18 protein-coding genes are annotated in these 19,483 nt (G+C 47.3%); all 18 read right to left on the bottom strand.

From position 1 onward, the window contains the following. Positions 1 to 373, bottom strand: a 373-nt coding sequence (locus tag VIP81_RS13175; RefSeq protein WP_331961150.1) for a formylglycine-generating enzyme family protein, incomplete at its 3' end; no start/stop codon positions are given. Between the two features lie 36 nt (positions 374 to 409). After that, complete coding sequence (locus tag VIP81_RS13170) at positions 410 to 1,399, bottom strand: HAD family hydrolase (RefSeq protein WP_331961147.1); 990 nt, start codon at positions 1,397 to 1,399, stop codon at positions 410 to 412. Between the two features lie 23 nt (positions 1,400 to 1,422). Continuing rightward, positions 1,423 to 1,983 (bottom strand): DUF4136 domain-containing protein, encoded by a 561-nt coding sequence (locus VIP81_RS13165; RefSeq protein ID WP_331961144.1) that lies wholly within the window; start codon positions 1,981 to 1,983, stop codon positions 1,423 to 1,425. Positions 1,984 to 2,059: 76 nt separating this feature from the next. Further along, on the bottom strand, positions 2,060 to 3,118 hold the full coding sequence (locus VIP81_RS13160) for a DUF481 domain-containing protein (RefSeq protein ID WP_331961141.1): 1,059 nt from the start codon (positions 3,116 to 3,118) through the stop codon (positions 2,060 to 2,062). Continuing rightward, the gene (locus VIP81_RS13155) at positions 3,115 to 4,134 is read right to left on the bottom strand and encodes a hypothetical protein (RefSeq protein WP_331961138.1); all 1,020 of its coding nucleotides are present in this window, start codon (positions 4,132 to 4,134) and stop codon (positions 3,115 to 3,117) included. The genes VIP81_RS13160 and VIP81_RS13155 overlap by 4 nt, the downstream gene beginning before the upstream one ends. A 363-nt stretch (positions 4,135 to 4,497) precedes the next feature. Then, the gene (locus VIP81_RS13150) at positions 4,498 to 5,829 is read right to left on the bottom strand and encodes a BatD family protein (RefSeq protein ID WP_331961135.1); all 1,332 of its coding nucleotides are present in this window, start codon (positions 5,827 to 5,829) and stop codon (positions 4,498 to 4,500) included. A 65-nt stretch (positions 5,830 to 5,894) separates the two neighbouring features. Beyond that, the gene (locus tag VIP81_RS13145) at positions 5,895 to 7,628 is read right to left on the bottom strand and encodes a VWA domain-containing protein (RefSeq protein WP_331961132.1); all 1,734 of its coding nucleotides are present in this window, start codon (positions 7,626 to 7,628) and stop codon (positions 5,895 to 5,897) included. Next, positions 7,621 to 8,613 carry a VWA domain-containing protein gene (locus VIP81_RS13140; protein ID WP_331961129.1) on the bottom strand — a complete coding sequence of 331 codons (993 nt, stop codon included), beginning with the start codon at positions 8,611 to 8,613 and terminating at the stop codon, positions 7,621 to 7,623. Before VIP81_RS13140 ends, VIP81_RS13145 begins: the two co-directional genes overlap by 8 nt. Continuing rightward, complete coding sequence (locus tag VIP81_RS13135; protein ID WP_331961126.1) at positions 8,591 to 9,079, bottom strand: DUF4381 domain-containing protein; 489 nt, start codon at positions 9,077 to 9,079, stop codon at positions 8,591 to 8,593. The genes VIP81_RS13140 and VIP81_RS13135 overlap by 23 nt, the downstream gene beginning before the upstream one ends. A 6-nt stretch (positions 9,080 to 9,085) precedes the next feature. Continuing rightward, positions 9,086 to 10,033 (bottom strand): DUF58 domain-containing protein, encoded by a 948-nt coding sequence (locus VIP81_RS13130; protein ID WP_331961123.1) that lies wholly within the window; start codon positions 10,031 to 10,033, stop codon positions 9,086 to 9,088. Continuing rightward, positions 10,033 to 10,992 (bottom strand): MoxR family ATPase, encoded by a 960-nt coding sequence (locus VIP81_RS13125; protein WP_331961120.1) that lies wholly within the window; start codon positions 10,990 to 10,992, stop codon positions 10,033 to 10,035. Before VIP81_RS13125 ends, VIP81_RS13130 begins: the two co-directional genes overlap by 1 nt. 69 nt (positions 10,993 to 11,061) lie before the next feature. Beyond that, positions 11,062 to 12,612 carry an arylsulfatase gene (locus VIP81_RS13120; RefSeq protein WP_331961117.1) on the bottom strand — a complete coding sequence of 517 codons (1,551 nt, stop codon included), beginning with the start codon at positions 12,610 to 12,612 and terminating at the stop codon, positions 11,062 to 11,064. A 148-nt stretch (positions 12,613 to 12,760) separates the two neighbouring features. Next, positions 12,761 to 14,086 carry a DUF1214 domain-containing protein gene (locus VIP81_RS13115; protein WP_331961114.1) on the bottom strand — a complete coding sequence of 442 codons (1,326 nt, stop codon included), beginning with the start codon at positions 14,084 to 14,086 and terminating at the stop codon, positions 12,761 to 12,763. A gap of 18 nt (positions 14,087 to 14,104) precedes the next feature. Then, positions 14,105 to 14,956, bottom strand: a complete 852-nt coding sequence (locus VIP81_RS13110; RefSeq protein ID WP_331961112.1) for a hypothetical protein — start codon at positions 14,954 to 14,956, stop codon at positions 14,105 to 14,107. Between the two features lie 10 nt (positions 14,957 to 14,966). Continuing rightward, positions 14,967 to 15,674 carry an outer membrane beta-barrel protein gene (locus VIP81_RS13105; protein WP_331961110.1) on the bottom strand — a complete coding sequence of 236 codons (708 nt, stop codon included), beginning with the start codon at positions 15,672 to 15,674 and terminating at the stop codon, positions 14,967 to 14,969. Between the two features lie 18 nt (positions 15,675 to 15,692). Continuing rightward, a complete protein-coding gene (locus VIP81_RS13100) occupies positions 15,693 to 16,889 on the bottom strand; it encodes a BamA/TamA family outer membrane protein (RefSeq protein WP_331961108.1) in 1,197 nt (398 codons plus the stop codon). A 36-nt stretch (positions 16,890 to 16,925) separates the two neighbouring features. Further along, positions 16,926 to 17,456 (bottom strand): hypothetical protein, encoded by a 531-nt coding sequence (locus tag VIP81_RS13095; protein ID WP_331961105.1) that lies wholly within the window; start codon positions 17,454 to 17,456, stop codon positions 16,926 to 16,928. An 11-nt stretch (positions 17,457 to 17,467) separates the two neighbouring features. Then, positions 17,468 to 19,483 (bottom strand): hypothetical protein (locus VIP81_RS13090; RefSeq protein WP_331961102.1); only part of this gene is annotated, 2,016 nt, incomplete at its 5' end.

Raw genomic sequence — 19,483 nt, 5'->3', positions numbered from 1 at the left:
GTTTACGAATATCTTCCCATAAAGGCTTTCTTTCTGCCACGGTGATATAGCCGGTGGCATCTACAAAGGCTTTAAATTCTTCATTGGTCACTTCCGTTTTATCTATCCAGAATCCATCCACTTTCACGCGATGGGCCGGTTTCTCTGCTTCATAAGCTTCTTTTTCATCGGTTCCCATCATAAACTCTCCGCCGGACAACCATATCATATTCTCCGGCTCTTTATCTGACCCCTCTGCTCCTTTTGCCGCAAACCGCGATGGAACGGCACAACAGGCGGCCTTGCCCACGTTATCTGCCACATTTTTGGCAGGTGGTTGATTGCAAGCCAATAGTAATAATCCAAGCGACAAAACCCTGCTTTTAATGATCATTTCAAATAGGTTTTACTGATGACAAAAACTGGCAGCTTATTTATTAAAAATCGTTTTCCAATCGTTTTTCATGCTGATGACCTGCCAATGATACTGAGCTGCCATATTCAGCGACTTATTACTTTTCTCTTCATACTGAAATTCACGTTGGCCATCATCATGATTCACCAGCAACTGCAGGGAAGGATAGCTACTGCCCTGGCAAAAACGCAACATATACACATCGCCTTCGCCGCCTTCATTCCCGCAAGCCAGTATCGGTCTTTTGCCAATGTGATACTGGATACTGACCGGTTTCTCCTGTTTGTCGTTAAACGTCCGGATACCGGACATCCGGTAGATGTCATTCACACCGGCACTGTCCACATAACGATACTTAAACTCCGTTCCTATCACCTGTTCCGGGGGAATGCCATAATACGACCGGCTGATCACCCGCATGAAATCCACGGTGCCACCTGAACAGATAAATGTTTTGAACCCATTCATGCGCAGGTAGTTCAATAGTTCCAGCTGAGGCTGATACAACACCTTGGCCAGCGGCACGCCCAGAGACGGATGTTTCACCGTTTCAAAAAATAGCCTGACCTCTTTTTCAAATTCCGGAGCTGTCATCCCGGTATGCGTGATGTCTACCAGTTCCAGCAACCCCTTTTCTCCTGCTTTGGCGAAATAAGATTTATCATTTTCCATAACAGCTTTAAAGGGTTCTTTGTTCTTCAGCGCAGGATTGGCGGCTACCATACGATGCACACGGAACATGGCAAAAAGAGCCTGTATAACAGGCTTCTCTGCCCATAATGTTCCATCATTATCGAATGTAGCAATACGATCTTCTATCGGCACAAACTTATCAGATCCTTCATTGGTAACATCCTTCACAAAACTGATAACAGACTGCTTTACCGTCCCGTTGTTCCAGGACGGTAAAGGGTCCTCCTGCGCCTGCAAACGGAGGGAAAAGATCAATATTACAGATAACACAATCCATCTCCGGAAATGACGGCTGCTACCGGTTGTTATCATAGTGATTATTTTATCTGAACACCTTACATCTTAGCCGGGAAACTGGCCATTATCTTCGTCATGGCTGCAGGTATTTTAGTATCCGGATCTTTGATAGGACCATCGATCTGGCTGTTGCCGACACCTTGCCACAGCAGATTCCTTTTTTCACGGTCAATCACATCAATGATCACGGAACCATCAATGTATTTGTCTACAGAAAAAGTAGTCGTGCTGGAATTCATTCCCATGCCACCACCCCAATAATAAGGTCTGTAGAAACCGCCATAACCGTAAGAATCGGTATTAGCTGTTACATTCTGACCTTGCTTGGCAATGGTAATCGGATTTACCAACAGATCGGCAGTAGACGTATCTGCCTGTGTATAGCCCTTGGCAACCATAGCGGCTATAACGCCCTGGTCTATACGATTTCTGTTTAACTCACTAACCGGACTTTTCTGGCCGGCAGGATTATACAGGGCAAACGTTTTATAGCCCGTGAAATTAGCCTGCTTGTTTACGTCAGACGTTACTTTCAGCGTAGGTCCGCAGGCTGTGAACAGTAATAGAGCGACTGCAGAACAGAGGATCAAACTTTTCATGATGTTCATTTTATGTGAGGTTGTAAAAAACTTTTTTTCTTTCTTCACCCGTTACTACTGATCAGGATGGACGATGCTACCACGAATAACCGATGCTGAATACGGTACCAAAATCCGTTTTCTGTGCCGTTGCACTCGCCGGCTTACTATCAAAATCGAAATAGAACTGTACGTTTAAATTCAAATGCGTCACAATTTTCCAATACAGCGTTATATTCTGATCCATACGCCAGCGGCCTCCCTGCGACAAACTAAAGAACAATGAATTGGTAGCCTGCAACGTCAGCTCGGGTGTACCTAACTTGTACAGATAATAATTGGCAAACAGTGGTATTTCCGTAGAATAGGAGTTACTTGATTTTGTACTATCTGTACTGTACTCCCGTTGAATAGAAATACCCGTTGCGACTCTCAGATCATTCCGCCTGTTTTTAATCAGGATAGGCCCTGCTCCCTCTGCCAGCTGCAAACGCGCACTTAACCCTAACTCTGTACTACGCTGAAACTGAGCCGAAGAAAGCGCAAACCATTTTTTCCAGAATTCGATGTAAGCCTGTACTGCCAGATCTGCCTTCTCTATTCCTTTAAATTCATTATCCAGTGTATACATCAGGTCGCCCGACGTAAGAAAAAGCCACTTGCGCGTACTGTAGGTCATATTGTGACTCTCATTGATACGCCCTATATTACTGGAACGGGAGTACGAAAAACCAAGACTCGCCGAACCATCCAGCCGCTTCAGAAAATTTTCATCCAGGTTCTCAATATTATCCAGGTCTTCAATGAATAATTCTGTCGTATCGTGTCCTTCTATAATCTTTACCCAGCCTGCTCCCCGACCGGGTTCCAATATTCCGTAGTACTTTTTATTAGCGATACTTTCTATCAGATACAATTTCCTGCGGGCAGTGATCGATTTTATATTTCTTAGCTTAATAGTTACGTTATCTTCCAGTTTATCCGGGTCCAGCGTCAGCACACCCCGTTGTATTTTTTTCACTTTCCCTATTATCTTTTCTCCATCCATGAACTCAATAACATCGGTCACATCCGGTTTTATTATCTGTGCATATAAGGCTGCCGGTGTTAGCATACAACAGCCAGCGAACAATAGCAGCACCGATATTTTTTTCACCAACGCCACCTGTAGTTACCGGATATTAAAACAGAAGACCGTCCGCCCAGAAATCCTACTTCCGATCTTACCTGCCATCTTTTATTAAATTGGTATTGACCACCTACCAGTAAACTCCAGTGGGAAGTCGGCGTTTTCTTCAGGGAATAATTCACGGTGATGTCATCCGGGATATTATTTAATTTATTCAATATGCTCTGTGCTACTCTTTTTACCACTACCTGCTGTGGCTTTGTCAAGCCCTGGTACCACTGCTCTGTTTCAGCCACAATTTTTTCTGCCTGATCCTTGCTCATTTGAGGCCCCAGATCCGACAAATCAATGGAACCCGACGTTCCATGATTCACATAAAAGCCTGAAGTTCCCACCCACAATGCCACAGATTTATTAGGCCGCTCTTTAAAGTTAAAATTATATCCTAACCTCGGCGTCACCATCAATGCCTTTACCACATCATCCAACTTATCCATATGCGTCCAGGTATAATTAATGTCAGTAATGGTAATGATGCCGTGATACCCCCCGGCCAGGGTAGTTCCCAGCCCCATTACATATCCTTTAAAATCTGCTTCACTGGAAAACTGGAAAGGTGAAACAATACTGACATTTGTTTTCGCCTGCACCAGCCCTGCAATTCCATAAAGATCTACAAAGGGAAGTACCCACAAATCCACACGGGTGGTGACGCTTTGCATGGTGGCTTTTACTTCCCCGAATTTTACGAAGTCCAGTGGTACCGGGTCTATATCATTAAACCCAACTTTAAGATCTGTAATATTCACCAGCTGACTGGTGTTATTGAGGTTCAGCATGGCGCCTACAGGGTACTGCAAGCTAAATCCTTTGGCCGTGACCTTTTTGCCCAGTATCGGAAACCGATAGGGATACCCTGCCCGGGCAATACTGTCTTCATATTCCTTATGCGCATCGCCCAGCTTCATACCGGCGCCCGCCTGCGCCATCGCTGTCGTTTGCAGCAAGACTAATAACCCTGATATGAAAGATAATTTCAACATGGACGCTGCAGTTTAAGTATGAATGGCAGGGAGAGAACTCCCTGCCGGCTCCATAGGTTTTGCCAACTATTGTATCCGTTAAACCTTATGATGAAAAAATATTGTTGCATGGGAAGCTGATGATTTTAGCATGTCATAGCATACCGCTTCAGTTTAAATGTTTTAAACTGAAATGGCGTCATTTCTACAGGATGATGATGATACTTCTTTGATATGCTAAGGAATACAGCGGGTGCTGTATCAAAAGCGGCGCGTGGCCAATATTACAATAGATCGCATTTACGTGGTACTGAAAAACAGCCCCTACAGAAGCCTGTTTCTTAGTTAACACCGGCAAAAACAAAAAGGTTTGAAAAGAACATTTTAATTTTTTGTGACGGGTTCCCTTTTCCATTGCAATGGGAGGGCATGCGCCGCGTTGCGCCTACGTTTGTTCCTCCTCCGGTACTGTTTGAGTTGCTGTTTTAACTTATCCACCTCACTTTGGGGGATACTTCCCTGCCCATATACCCCGGCTTCATAGCTGGCCCATTCTGTGGCTGCCAGATCTTCCTGCTGTTCTTTCAGCGTGGCAGCTACCGCCGGATATTTAGGCGCCGTCGGCCACCTGTCCCACCACTGATACACCTGCGTAGATACATTGCCGTTATCTGCGGAGGCCTTCATCAATCGCCGGAACCAATAGGTTTCACTTTGCAGGTAATCTTTCCGGGCTTTGCTTATTTTTTTAGAGAGAGACAACGCTGCTTTTATTAAAAGCCACAACAATAGCAATCCGGCTACTCCGAACGCCAGGGCCTTATACCAGATCATGCCCGCGATCAGGAGCGGACCTTTCTTTGCGCCGGAGGTAGGGACGGCAGCTTTAGCCAGACTATCCTTCAGGGTGGTCAGCATACCCAGTCCGGGATTAGGCGCCACGCTTAGTTTTACCGCTGGAATACTGCGGGTGTACATCCTCGCGGCATAGGGGTTCCACCAGGACAGGGCTTCGGCTGGCAGCTCAAATTCGCCTGCCGCCGTCAGCAACCAGGAAGAAACCTGTACCCTTTCTCCATTGGCGTTGTACTCATCCCGCGTATCCTTCAGACTTACTTTGCCCGGATACACTTCCGCCCAGGAAACTTTGGGGTCTTTTATAGGTGGAATGAACTGAGGCAACGTACCGGTGGCATCAATAGTCAGCGTGCGTTCAATTACATCTCCAACTTTCAGATTCGACAATGATTTATTCCAATGCGACGTGAGTAGCACATCCCGGGCTACCAGCCACTCTTCCCCGGCAGGAAAACTCCTGGGCACCGGCTTCACCACAAAGGAAACCGGCGTGGTATGCAGCGTTACTTTGGCGCTGACCGCACTCCCTTCCGGAGGTGTTTCCGCTTTTATAGTAATGGATGGCACACTGAATACCCCTGCCTGGTAAGGGAACACAATATAATAAAACTGTATACCGGAATATTCCACCCCATTGTCTGTAAATCTGCCGGGTTGTGCTTTGGTAAAGGGCATCACAAAGGCAGCAGGGATCTGTATATTATCAAACTCCAGTGCCTGCGTATACCAGGTAGCGGTGAGTACCGTAAACGTCACTTTAAAGGGCTGTTGTATATACACATTGGACCTGTCCAGCTCCACTTTGGCAAAGCATTTTACCTGCGCATGTGCCGCGCCGGTAAAAAATAGTATATACATGACCGTTATGAGCTGTTTTACCATTGTTGTTGTTTAAAAAAAAACTATTTTTCGTTACCAACCTGTTACCACTGCTGCGTGCCGGGCTTTACCTGTTGATAATACCGCTTCCGCTGCAGTTCAAATCTTTTATGTAAAAATTCTCCGGGGTCGGCCGGTGGCCGGCGGAGAATAATATTCTTCATCGCCTCATTGTTGCTCGCGGTAGTATCATTTTTCGAAGGACCACCCTCTGCCTCCTGCGCCTTGTGAATATTGGACTTGGCTTCATCGGTACGTCTGTCGCCTGTTTTAGGCATATCTTTCACCTGGTTATCCGCAGATAGTTTGGGATCTGCTTCGGTGCGTTTCCGTTCTTTCAGCGGCCCATTTTTGGGGTCTTCTTTTAACTTGGTGTCTTTTTTCTTCTCTACATTCTCAACAGAATCTACCTGGTTTTTAGCTTTGCTGACTTTGTTCATGCTCAGCGCCGCCTGCTTTTCCAGTTCCGGATTCATTTCTCCGGCTTTCGCAAAGGCAGCCATAGCATCTTCAAAATGCCCTGCTTTTGCCAGAGAAAGTCCGAGGTTATATTGTCCCGTCGCGGTGCTATCCAGCGCAAACAACGCCGCAGCAGCATCGTAATCTCCCGCTTTGAATGCAGCGGCAGCCTTATGGGGAATATCGTCAAACCGCTCTTCCGCGGCTTTATAATCGCCGGATTTGTAAAGTACCTGCCCCTGGTAATCTTTCGTATACCACCAGTTAGCCTGCCGGCTGTTCACACTACAGCTCCCCAGCAGCCATAACAAAGGAATAAGGCACCATTGTATGGCCCAGCCCTTCCGGAACCATAGCAGCACCAGCAACCCTACAGGAATGATCACCAGGTATCCCATATCGTCCCAGGCTTTATCGTCTGCTTTTTTATCTTTTTCGAAGATGAGATGTTTCCGGATGCGGGTAGCAATGGCACCTACATCGGTGGTATCCAGGGTGAGGTGGTTAACGGTAATGCGGGGATTGGTGGCCAGTGATTGTAATACGCCATCGTCCTGCCGGGAAACCACCTTGGCAAACCCAGGTACCGGGGCGCCTGCCGGCGACGACATCAGCAGAATTTCCATATGATGAATACTGCTGTTCACGTAATTGGTATACAATGCGGCATCGGCAGCCGTCACTTCATCTGTCATTAGTAATACAGTGCTGGGCGCCAGCACCGGGTTCATGAGCGTATCCACATATTTGAGGAGTAGTGCCGTATTGGTTCCGGGCACCGGCATTTCTTTCGCATTTAAAGCACTGGCCTGTAGTTGAATCAGCTTGGCATCGCTGGTGAAAGGCATCACCAGGTGGGGGGTACCTGCAAACGCCAGCAAGCCTGCTTTGGCTCCCGGCTTTGCATCGAGGAAATCGCTCAATTTTAGCTTGGCCCTTTCCAGGCGGGTGGGTTGAATATCCGTGGCATTCATGGAAGCCGAAAGGTCCATGGCGATCAGTACTACCGCCTGCACTTTCTGCCCCGGTACAATGGTTTTGTTCCACGCAGGCCCCGCTGTACCAATAATGGCGGCACTGCTACCCAGTATAAAAAACACCAGTGGCAACAGCAGCGACCAGCGATTGCCTTCCGTAAAAAGATAGGGACGCAACACTGGCGCAATCATATGCTTCCAGCGTTGCGGCTCCCTGTTGCCTGCCAGCAAAATAAGTACGGTTAACACTAACGGAATAAATAAATATAAAGCCATTGGCCGCAGAAAATGAAACTGCTGCCAGTCGATCCGCCAGTTAATATTTTCCATCGCCTCAAGCATGTTGTATCATTTTGCGGGTGAAACGCCAGCTGCCGCTGATCAACTGGAATACCAATGCCAGGATCACTCCTGCTGCCAGTGGATAATAATAGAGCAGCGTTACCGGCTCAAAACTTTCTTCCTGGTATACTACCGGCGCCAGCTCGTCCAGCGCCTTGTAAACGCCGCTGAGGTCTTTTTCATTCATGGCATTGAAATAGCGGCCGCCAGTGGTGGCCGCTATCGCTTTCAGGGTAGGTTCATCGAGATCATAGCCTCCGTTGCCGGAAGCCTTTCCGATGCCCATGGTATAAATGGTAATGGAATCTTTACCCGCCATCTTAGCGGCATCCAGTGGCAACAAGTCTACGCCGGTATCTACGCCGTCGGTGATCAGCAACATTACTTTTTGCTGCAGCGTATCCTCCTTCAGGATTTTCACGCTGTAGGCAATGGCATCACCGATATTGGTCATTTGTCCTGCCATGCCTACTTCTGTTTGATCCAGCAGCCAGTTGATCATCGGCAGATCTGTAGTGAGCGGCGCCTGTATATACGCATTGCTGCCAAATACCACCAATCCCATCTGATCACTTTTTCTTTTGGCAATAAAATCTTTCATCAACGATATCACTGCGTCCCAGCGACTCATCCGCCTGCCGTTAACTACCCAATCGGTTTGCGCCATACTAAAGGAAATATCTGCTGCTATCAAAAAACTTCTGACAGTTTTAGGACGCTTGCCTGGTTTGCTGACAAAACGCGGAGAGGAAGCCGCTGCCAACATGCATATCCAGCATAAGATGAGTACCCCGTACATAAAAATGTTCTTACGGGTTACCCAGGCATTTTTACGCGGCCGAACACCGGCAACCTGCGCCGCTCTTTGAAAAAACGGTGCTATTAACGCCGCCCGCCGCCGCCGCAATGGCGGCAGCAGCCAATATACCAGCAAAGGTAAAGGCAGTAAAAATGCGACCCATTTATGTGCGATTTCGAAGTCCATGGTGATGATGTCGTATCCAGTTCCTGGTTTTTGAAATAAAAGTAGTGGTAGCTGCTTCACTGACCGCTTGCGGGTTCCGGTAAAATGCGTCAAACAACAAACGGCTGTCATCTTCCGAAAAACTATAAGTACGGCGGTTACACTTGTTAAGAAAGTTGATCCACTCCGTACCTTGTAATGTAGCGACTGCCTCCGGGCCATATACGTGCATGGCTACCCGCTTCATCAACATATCTGCCGCATACAGCTGTTTCACATGATCTTCCCCGCCCCGCTGATCCAGCCATTGTAAAGCCTCGCGCCGGTAGCGGTTGCGGTGATAGTATCTGATATAGCCAAAGATCAGTAACAACAGTGCTATCAGTAACAACACATCCAGCACATACCAACCGGGCGCACTAAAACTAAAAGGCACCGGCTTCGGCTCCATCAGGTCTCCATATTGTTGTGTAGCTGGTTGTTGCATACTCGTTCATTGATTGGTTTTACCGAAGAAATGCATGAGCTGACTGCTGACTTCCGCACCGGTATCTATAAAAATGACGGGGATACGATAGTTTCTGCATCGCTCCGTCAACGCACTTTTCATCTTTTCAAAATCTTCCGTATACCGTTCACCGTTATGCCGGGTACTATTATCCCATAATACCTGCCGGAAGCCATCACTAAGCACCAGACTGCCATCCGGCAGTGCGGCCTCCATCGGGTCCGTGATATGCACCAGCATCACATCATTGTGTGCGGCGATATGCTCCAGGTAACGGAAAGTATCTTCATTGGCAAGGGAAAAATCACTGATCACTGTCACTACATAATCATGCGTTACCAACGTACCCGTTTTGTGCAGTATTTCATTTAGCACATCGGGGTCTTGTCGTATATGCGTACGCGTGGGTAACTGTGCATTCATGTCTGCTATACGGGTGAGTAAATGTTGTACATGCGATTTACTTCTGGCAGGTGAAATAAAATCATTCCGTTCTTCATTAAAAACAATACCTCCTACCCTGTCGCCCCGACGAACCGTATAAAAGGCGCTGAGTGCTGCCACCTGCGCGGCCACTACCGATTTTACCAGTAGCTGCGATCCGAAAAATAACCGGGTGCTCTGGTCTACTACCACAAAAGTCGGGCGTTCCTTTTCTTCGTTAAAAACTTTGGAATGTGTTTCAGCTGTTCTCGCCGTCACTTTCCAGTCGATGTTACGGATATCATCACCAGGCACGTATATACGTACTTCTTCAAAATCCAGTCCCCGGCCTCTCAATTTGGAAGCATGCCGTCCCGCCAGTATGGTATACACCGGATGTTGCGGCAATAACGGGATATCCTGTACGTAATATTCATAACGCATCAGCTCTTCCAGTGTAATCACTACACCGGGAGGATATGTCTGCGTGGTATGTTTGTTTTTTCCCATTATGGTACGGCAATCACTTTTAATAATTCATCAATTACTTTATCAGCATTCATGCGGGCTACATTGGCTTCATAGCTGAGAATAATGCGGTGACGGAGTACATCATGTACAATAAAACGTATATCGTCCGGCGTTACATAATCGCGGCCATCCAGCCAGGCCACTGCACGGGCGCAGCGATCCAGGCTAATGCTGGCGCGGGGACTGGCGCCGTAGCTCAGCCACTGTGCCAGCTCCTTCGTCAGTTTTTCCGGATAACGGGTACCGTCTACTATGTCTGCGATGTAGTTGGCCGCGCCATCTGCTACTTTCACTTCATTAATTTCTTTACGGGCATCGAATATGACCTGTTGCGGAATTCCGGCTGAAGGCGCCGGCTTACTCTTCGTTTCCTCCCTTACCAGTTTCACGATACCGATTTCACTTTCCTTGTCGGGATAGGTGATATTTATTTTAATCACAAAGCGATCCAGCTGCGCTTCCGGTAATGGATAGGTACCTTCCTGTTCTATGGGGTTCTGGGTAGCCAGTACCATAAACAAGGGTTCCATCTGATGTGTTTTTCCGGCTACGGATACCTGTCTTTCTTCCATGGCTTCCAGCAGGGCGGATTGCACTTTCGCCGGGGCCCTGTTAATTTCATCTGCCAGTACCAGGTTACTGAAGATGGGTCCGGGCTGGAAAATAAATTTCTCTTCGGATTGTGGCTGATAAATTTCCGTACCGGTTACATCGGCGGGCAACAGATCTGGTGTAAACTGAATACGATTAAGTTTACAGTCCAGGTGCTTTGCCAAACTTTTTACGGCCCTGGTTTTTGCCAGTCCCGGCAAGCCTTCCAGCAGCACGTTGCCATCTGTCAGTAAGCCGATGAGGATCTTGTCAATCACATCCTGCTGACCAATCACGTCCTCGCCTATACGTTGTCTGAGTGTTTTAACCTGTTCTAATGTAGTCATATGAGCAGTAATTAAAGAGGTTGTCCTTTCACAGGAACAACCTCTTTTCAGCATTAAAAAACAACACAATTATTTAATTCCTGCTTTCAAAGCATTGGTAAATTCTTCCACATTGAAACTGGCTGGTTTCTGACGGGGAGGAAATTGTTTATAGGTAGCCAGATAAGCACCTACTTCCTCCGCCGAAGGCAGGATCAGGAAGGCACGGTCTATAAACCATTTTTCGTAGTAAGAGGTAGCGTGATCATGTGCATATTCAAATGGATCAGCCCGGAGATCTTCCAGGAGTGGTGCCCGGAGCGCATCCATTGGTTCACGCCATACGGACATTCCTTTTGCATCCTGCGTCATGTAGTTAAACTTCCACCGATCCCTTCTATAGGCCATCAGGTCGCCATCATCACTAAAGTAAAAGAACTGGTGACGTGGGCCTTCTTTCACCTGACCGGTGAGATATGGGAGCATGTTGTAGCCATCCAGATGTACTTTGAAATGTTTGGCACCTGCCGTTACCCCATTCACTGCTTTGGCGGGAAGATCTGCATCTCCACCTGCAGCAGCTATGAGCGTAGGCAGCCAGTCTTCCGCAGAAAAGATATCATTGAATACAGTACCAGGTTTAATATGACCAGGCCAGCGTATGCCGCAGGGTACCCGGAAAGCGCCTTCCCAGTTCATATCTTTTTCACCTTTGAATGGAGAAGCACCACCGTCAGGCCATTCGCATTTCATCGCGCCGTTATCGGTAGAGTAGATCACAATGGTGTTTTCTGTAAGCCCATTATCGTCCAGGAATTTCAGGAGATCACCTACCATCGCATCGTGTTCCACCATACCATCTGCCTGCAAGCCTAATCCGGTTTTACCCTTCGATTCAGGCTTCAGGTGCGTGTTCACGTGCATACGGGTGGCATTGAACCATACAAAGAAAGGCTTGTCTGCCTGCTTTTGTTTTTTCATAAAATCTATGGCCGCATCATAAAACTCCTGATCTACTGTTTCCATCCTATGAATAGTTAATGGGCCCGTATCTTCTATTTTACCATCTGCGGTAGATCTGATCACGCCGCGCGGACCAAACCTTTTCTTAAATGCAGGATCTTTGGGATAGTCTTCATGCTCTGGTTCTTCTTCCGCATTCAGGTGGTAGAGGTTGCCAAAGAATTCATCAAAACCATGCGCCGTGGGCAGGAACTTATCTTTATCCCCCAGATGGTTTTTACCGAACTGTCCGGTGGCATATCCCAATGGTTTCAGGAATTCAGCAATAGTGGGATCTTCTTTTTGCAGACCAACATCAGCACCGGGTAAACCTACTTTGGTTAAACCGGTACGGAACGGACATTGGCCGGTGATAAAGGCAGCCCGGCCGGCGGTACAACTTTGTTGTCCGTAATAATCCGTGAAAGTGCCCCCTTCATTGGAGATCCGGTCAATGTTGGGTGTTTTAAAACCCATCATGCCTTTGTTCCAATAACTGAGATTCCACAAGCCAATATCGTCACCAAAAATGACCAGGATATTAGGCTTCTTCTGTGCTGACACCGGGTGAGAGAAAAGTGTCGGAGCTAACAGGCAGGCATAAACGAGCAATCGTTTAAAATCAGGAAGGTATTTCATATCAACCATTGTTTAAGTATGTGCAATGAATAGCAGTACTTCTTCCGCGCAGGAAAAAATGATACCGATGATGATGATGAAAGCTTACTGTATGCTGATGCTTAGGAGAGACGTATAAATGCTATAAACACTAACTTGTTGCTTTTGTTTACTTCTTTTTTATGGGCGCCGGAAACCAGCTGCCATCCAACACTTCTTTTTTCGGCACATACATTCTGAAAGTAAGTGCAAACCCTTTGGCTGCGGGTGTTGGCAGCCAGTTCTCCGCAGCGCTTTCTGCCGGTTTTGCAGCGGCCAGCCATATGCTCAGGGAACTATCTGCATTAGGTTTTAAACCCGATACATTATTGATGCTGTATCTCTCTAAACTATTTGCTACCACCCCATAATCAGGTACACTATACAGCGTCACCGACCAGAATGCGTTGACCGCAGATCCCGGCCATTCCCCCTTAGGGAAACGGATCTCATAAGTGCTGCTGCCGTTGAGTATTTGTTGATCACTATCTGTGAGTCCGATAAAATAAATCGCGTCGCTCGCGACATTCGCCCATAAGCCACCGTAGTCAATGATATCTCTCGCCATGATATCATTCCCGAATTTTCCGGTTACGTATGAAACTGACCAGCCACCTTTTTGTGTGCCAAATCCTTTGGCGCCAGCCAGGAAAGCAGGGATTGCTTTTTCATTGACCACATCTTCCACATTATTGGCGGCTGAATCGCCTGTTTGCCGGTATGCCGCTACCTTTTTCACCAATGCCTGATACCTCGCGGCGTCCGGCATCACATCCGGATAAGACGCCAATACTTCGTCCGGCTTATCAAATATGGCTCCGCCAATCAGTTTTGCATTGGTGAATGCCGGCACCTCCAGCGGAGGTGCTATTTTAATACCTTCCGGCACGTCCAGTGTAAACTGCCGTTGTAATTTCACCGCTATGTCTGGTGTACCCCTCAACTCCACCCTGGCGAGCATTTTCGCTTTCGCAGCAGGCAATTCTATTTTCATAGCGTCACCAACGTTGGCAGGGTTTGTTCCTTTGATCACCAAAGCAAATTTTCCATAGGGATGATCCGGGTAATTACGTTCATTGATATTAGTGATCACCTCACCCCAACCGTCCAGCAACTCTGCTGTATAGTAACGACCTTTTACTTCCGGCACATTTAAGATCACCGCGTGGGTGCTGTCTACAGCCAGCCACGACTCCAGGTAGGCCACATCCATATTGGGATTTACAAATTGTGCAGATCCCAGTGGATTATATTTTATCTTATTATAGCCCACTTTTTCTACATTGATATCATTGTTTTCCTGTCGGAGTACAATATAACGCCCAAGCATATACGTATATGCATCCGCAATTTCTTTGTCGGTAGGCGCCTGGCTTTTATCACTTTTACATCCGGACAGGGAAAATCCCAGTATAACAATAGCCAGCCATGACAAGGCGATTTTCTTTTTTAGCATATACATCGATTTAGATATTTACCATGGCTTGTGGCCAAACGACCAGGTGGCCGTTAATGACGGCCCGTTATATCCCCATACCAGTTCCCCTACCAGGTTTTTACGGGTAGCTTCCACATTAAAATTAAAACCGGTATAACCAGCAGTCACACTGAATCGCTGTATGATCCGGTACATCACCTGTGCATTGGCTGCGATAATTCTTCCTTTGATATTGTCTACGGTGAGCCCCAGATAACTGACCTCTGCCGTCACCGCCCAACGTTCAGCAAACGTATAGCCCCCCCAGATACCAACGTCCGGCAAAGGCGCCGTAAAACCATAATCATCAGTAACCGCCACACTACCCACATTTGTAACGGCAGCTAAACCTACACCCGCTTTTACAATGTGCGCACCAATCATGATACCTGCTTCTGCACGAGGCTTGCAAAGCAATGCGTATCCATAGGAGAAACGGAAGATGTCTGTATTAAAATAACTATTCGTGGCCGCATTCACCGGATAGGTATGTTCCCCGAATGTTATTTCCTTGTCCAATACATGCCCTGCACTTCTGGCCACCCGGTAATACGCCAGATCGAAACGTGAGCGCCTGCTGGCACGCCACTGAAAATCACCTAAAAAAGTGAAATTAGTATTGGCATACCCTAATGTATTTTCAAAACTAATATTAGTTCCTTTCGTACCAGAGGTATTCCCTACACTGACATCAGTGTGCGTAAAAGGAATAAAGAACCCGGCAGAAATGCGGAACCGATCCACATACCAGGGAGGAGTAGGCTTGTGCTTCTTGTGTGATAAACTGTCTGTTTGTGCGACAGCACCCAGGCAGCACAATAATAATAACCCGATTGCAATTGTTTTCATATGATATAATTTACTTTGACTTTCCACCACCAATAGGTATTCCCACTGTTACCAGTACTTGCCGGTTATACCCGGTGAGGTCTGTATCTTTATAAAAATTTACAAATCCCAGATTAAATTGTGCATTCAGCCGCACCCCCTTTCCCTTCATCAGCGTGTACTGTACATCAAACGTAGCCCCTGCATCTGCCAGATGCGTGTTTGGTTTACTATTGTATTTGTACGACAGGGTACCCTGATCCATCCCTAACTCATACGTATCATTAGCCCGCAATCTTGCGCCCAGATGCGGCCCCACCGCCAGTCCGAAAGACGGTGTGAATTTATAACGGATCAATGGCGCCACCGTGAGATAAGTCACCTTACGATCTATTTCCGTACCCACCATTTTCGGTTCATCCGGCGTGATAAATGTATTTTCGTACCGGAGGCCCTTGGCGCCTTTGGGCGATTTCATAATAATATCCATGACTAATTGCCACTTTGGATTGTTAAGATCATATGTTGTAAATGCACCGATGGCAAAACCAACACGGGGCTGCTGTCCGGTAGCATGTTCTATCCAGCTGGAAGAGCCGCCCAGTATAATGCCTACCTTGAGCTTGTCGTTCGTGATCTTCTTCCCAAACAACAACGCAATCAACGCCTGCCCGTGCACTACATGGCTACCCATGAATAATAGTAATCCCGTTAGCGTGTATCTTGTCAAAAAAGGCATATAAAAAATATTAAATCATTATCTCAGCCAGGCGCTGCCAAATTGTATATAAAAGCCCCACTGCTCCGGGCCACGGGCCACATCAGCGCCCATGTATAAACCAAATTTCCGGGCCAGCAGGTAGCGGACACCCGTACCGTAACTATAGTCCCAGGAGGACGAACCGAAATCAGAATAATCGTCAAATGCTTTCGCCACACCGGTAAAGAACACGGCACTCCAGCGCCGCACAATATTCCAGCGTTGCTCTGTTTCCACCAACGTGGTTACATTTCCCTGATAGCGCCCTTTAGGGATACCCCTTAAATCAACAGAGGGCTTAAAATAAAAAGGAATATCGCCCAATACCTGCTGCATATCCCCCCGAAGGCCGCATACCCATTTCTTTTTGCTGCCAATAGGGATATAATGATATACATAGGCGCCCAGGTTCGTATAGTCGAAGTCGCTGCCGAAAATATGATTGGAGAAATTAGCCCCGACATGAAACTTGGTTCCTTTAGAGGGTGTAAAAGTATTATCCCGCTTGTCGTATTCCACCAGCACACCCGCTATGCTGCTGATGTTATCCATTTCCTTGGGTTTAAAAAGAGAATCCGGCAGGATGGAATGTTCCAAACTGGCGGTTGTTTTAACAAAAATGTATTGAAAGCCAGCATGCCAGTTCGAATAACCCAACTGTCTTTGCAGCCGTAGAAATACCGGAATGCTTTTCAGGTTTACCTGAAATTCTGTTTCCCCTTTTATGGGCAAGGTTTTATAGAACTTGAGATTAAGATCTGTGTAGGCGGCAAATATTTTATACCGGAGTCTCCAGCGAATAAAACTGCCACTCCTGCCCCCTCCTACGCCCCAGCTTTTATTAGCCGTATAAAAGGCAAGCCCCGCGGTCAGGTCCGGAGGAATGGGCTCCATGTTTTTATGTTTTTTGTAGTTCTCGGGCTGATGCCGTTTGGTTAGCAGCACGGGTGCAATAGCACCGCCGATCCCCAGCGCCGGCTCGGTGATCAGAATCGGTATGGGAATAAAACCATTGGCGTCTATCATGTAGTCACTGAAGTCAATGGCATGATCCAGTGAGTCACGTAAACTGATTTTTCGCTTCGCAGGCTTTGGAAGCGTATCCTGGGCCATTACAGAAAGTGTGACAGCTATAAATAATAATAGCAGTACCAGTGATTTGTTGTCGGGTAATATGGTGAGTTTTATATGCATGCCACTGTTTTAGATCGGTTCATGGTCCATATATGCCTATCGCATCGTAAGTGGCTTTAAATGCGCCGCACCCACCTGTTTGTCGGATTCCAGTTCCTGGATAAAAGGCAATTGTTTCTGGATATATACCCTTGTAGACTGCTCTATGTAATTATCCAGTTGAAAGAATTGTGCGGCGCGGGTAGCTCCCAGTACTTTATTCATTTTCCGGAAGTAGCGCATTTGCAGCCGGCCAAACTCCAGGTCATTGTTGATCAGTTGCTTGGTCAGTGTATTCAGTTTTGCGTTATCGAGCGAAGAAAATTCCGCGTTATACATTTTCAGTAAAGCGATGCGCTCCGATAGCCAGGGGCTTTTATCGTTTTCATATTCCATCAACGCACTTTGAAAAGCATTTTCTTCGATCGCAGAAATCTTCAGGTAGTCTGTGAGGAGTGCGACTTTTGTTTTACCGAAAATGGTAGTAACAAGATCCTCATTCGCAACGTCGTTTACCATTCTGAAGGTTTGCGCAGTGGCAGTAATACCAGATATGATCATCATCATCAAAAAGAATAGTACTCTCATATACCATGTTTTTAATGTCTCCCGCGGAATCCTCCGCCGGAGCGGAAGTTGCCCTGGGGACGTTGAAAAGATTGTCTGAAATTATCGTTGTGCTGCCAGCCTCTTTGTTGTTGCTGGAACTGGTGTTCCATATTTTGCCGGCTAGCCCCATTATTGACAGGTTGCCATTGATTTCCTTGTCTTTGCTGCCAGCTCCCGTTGTTGTTACGCTGAAATACATCTCCGTTGCGATCGGCTTGTACATGATTATTCATCCGTTGTGAAGCGGGAGATCGGGTAGCGCCGGACAAATTACCCTGCGTGCGTTGTGAAACGCGGCCCTGGGTAGCACCGGATAAATTACCCTGGGTGCGTTGTGAGATGCGGCCCTGTGTGGCGCCCGACAGGTTACGGTCATGAGTAACCACATCATTTCGGCGATTGTAAATGTTCGTAGTATGATTACCGTAGAAGTTATTGACGTGGATATTATTGATCACCACCGGCCGCGGACCGTATACATGAGCATATGGATAGAAGAAAGGAGGACGGAAAATGGGAGGTCCCCACCAGCCACCACCGAAGCCATAACCAATGCCAAAATGGAAGAATCCAACACTCACCCCGAAGCCAATGCTCCAGCCAGTCCATGGATTATAAGACATGCCGAAGCCCCAGGTAACCGGGCGCGGATAATACATAGCGCCATACCAGGGAGCATAATAATACCCGGTGCCATATACCACGGTGGGTCCCATTACATAGCAGCCGGTATAACCGGGTGTGTAGCCCATGTACACTACGTCCGGTGTTACATCGTAAATGTACACGTACTTAATATTATAGACGGGTGAATTGGCCGGGATCTTATCTACGTCGGCCGGCCGGGTAGTAGCTACTACCCAGGGGCCCTGAGGACTATTACCGGTAAACCAAACACCTTTGTCTACCACATAATACACGCCGCCTTCCTTTAAAACCGTGGAAGAGGTGTTAACCGCATATTCCAGTGCCGTATTGGATACTGCCTCAAACTTCGGCGTTCCATCATACGTGACGGTAGTTGTTGCCTTCTTACGGTCTACCTTGGCCGTTTGTGGTACCTGTGCATCCATCACGGCTTCTCTTGCTGCCGGCGTACCTGGTACGCTGGCGAGGACCACATCTTTAGAGGTACCTTCCTGAATCTTTGCAAAGTCCTTTGGCAGATTATCCGGTGTCACATAGTCCCAGGGCCCCTGCAAACTGCGCGACAGGTACCATCTGCCGGAAAGCAGCACATAGTATTCCTGCGAAGCAATGTCCATAAAAATGTTATCGGGAGAATTATCCATGTACAGCAGTCCTGTGCCGGCAACGGCATTAAAGACGGCTTTACCATAGCTTTGAATTAACTCGGCCGGTACGGTACTCACGACAATCAATGGCAGTGAATCGAGGGAAATAGGGGTATCGTGATTGTTAGCGGCAATCTTGTCTCCCACCTTTCTGATAGCAGAAGGGGGCTTCTTTTCATAGCTCCAGCTACCGGTTAGCGAAGTCGTCCTGAACCACCTGCCGCCGGCATACAAATAATATGGATGATTACTTTTTTCCTGAACAATTACAAAAGGCGAGTTCACCACACGGGGCATGCCCAGCGTTTTGTCGGTCTGCATTTTCGGTTCCCCATCTATTGTTACCAACAAGGAGGCTTGTTCCTTATAGATAATCTCGGGCGGATCATTTTTCAGTCCGTCCGCACTGGCAGCGCTGGGATTATTTTCAGCGAGTGTGCTCAACACATCATCCAGTGTGATGTGCAGCGGATGCTTTGGAAGCTCACTTTCCAATAGTGCTTTCAGCTGTCGCAGCTTTGCAGAATCGGCATCTCCGGGAAACTTTATATTAGATACCTTGATGTCCTGTAGTGTCACCAGCCTGGTTTCCCGGTCAGTGATCACCTTTGCATCTATCCATACGGCACCGAATATGGGATCGGCCGATTTCTTTTCAAAAGATACGGCGGCAATGGCGGACAGATTATCATTACTTAAAGACTGAGGCTG

This window comes from Chitinophaga sp. (genome assembly GCF_036566945.1).
Classification (GTDB): Bacteria; Bacteroidota; Bacteroidia; order Chitinophagales; family Chitinophagaceae; genus Chitinophaga.
The sequence above is the reverse complement of the archived record's forward strand: the minus strand, read 5'-3'. Positions and strand labels throughout refer to the sequence as shown.

Coding starts and splice junctions, on each gene's coding strand:
- VIP81_RS13135 (WP_331961126.1), bottom strand. CDS start 9,079: ATGCAACAACCAGCTACACAACAATATGGAGACCTGATGGAGCCGAAG.
- VIP81_RS13095 (WP_331961105.1), bottom strand. CDS start 17,456: ATGAGAGTACTATTCTTTTTGATGATGATGATCATATCTGGTATTACT.
- VIP81_RS13100 (WP_331961108.1), bottom strand. CDS start 16,889: ATGCATATAAAACTCACCATATTACCCGACAACAAATCACTGGTACTG.
- VIP81_RS13155 (WP_331961138.1), bottom strand. CDS start 4,134: ATGTTGAAATTATCTTTCATATCAGGGTTATTAGTCTTGCTGCAAACG.
- VIP81_RS13125 (WP_331961120.1), bottom strand. CDS start 10,992: ATGACTACATTAGAACAGGTTAAAACACTCAGACAACGTATAGGCGAG.
- VIP81_RS13170 (WP_331961147.1), bottom strand. CDS start 1,399: ATGATAACAACCGGTAGCAGCCGTCATTTCCGGAGATGGATTGTGTTA.
- VIP81_RS13150 (WP_331961135.1), bottom strand. CDS start 5,829: ATGTATATACTATTTTTTACCGGCGCGGCACATGCGCAGGTAAAATGC.
- VIP81_RS13115 (WP_331961114.1), bottom strand. CDS start 14,086: ATGCTAAAAAAGAAAATCGCCTTGTCATGGCTGGCTATTGTTATACTG.
- VIP81_RS13165 (WP_331961144.1), bottom strand. CDS start 1,983: ATGAAAAGTTTGATCCTCTGTTCTGCAGTCGCTCTATTACTGTTCACA.
- VIP81_RS13105 (WP_331961110.1), bottom strand. CDS start 15,674: ATGCCTTTTTTGACAAGATACACGCTAACGGGATTACTATTATTCATG.
- VIP81_RS13130 (WP_331961123.1), bottom strand. CDS start 10,033: ATGGGAAAAAACAAACATACCACGCAGACATATCCTCCCGGTGTAGTG.
- VIP81_RS13145 (WP_331961132.1), bottom strand. CDS start 7,628: ATGCTTGAGGCGATGGAAAATATTAACTGGCGGATCGACTGGCAGCAG.
- VIP81_RS13110 (WP_331961112.1), bottom strand. CDS start 14,956: ATGAAAACAATTGCAATCGGGTTATTATTATTGTGCTGCCTGGGTGCT.
- VIP81_RS13120 (WP_331961117.1), bottom strand. CDS start 12,612: ATGAAATACCTTCCTGATTTTAAACGATTGCTCGTTTATGCCTGCCTG.
- VIP81_RS13140 (WP_331961129.1), bottom strand. CDS start 8,613: ATGGACTTCGAAATCGCACATAAATGGGTCGCATTTTTACTGCCTTTA.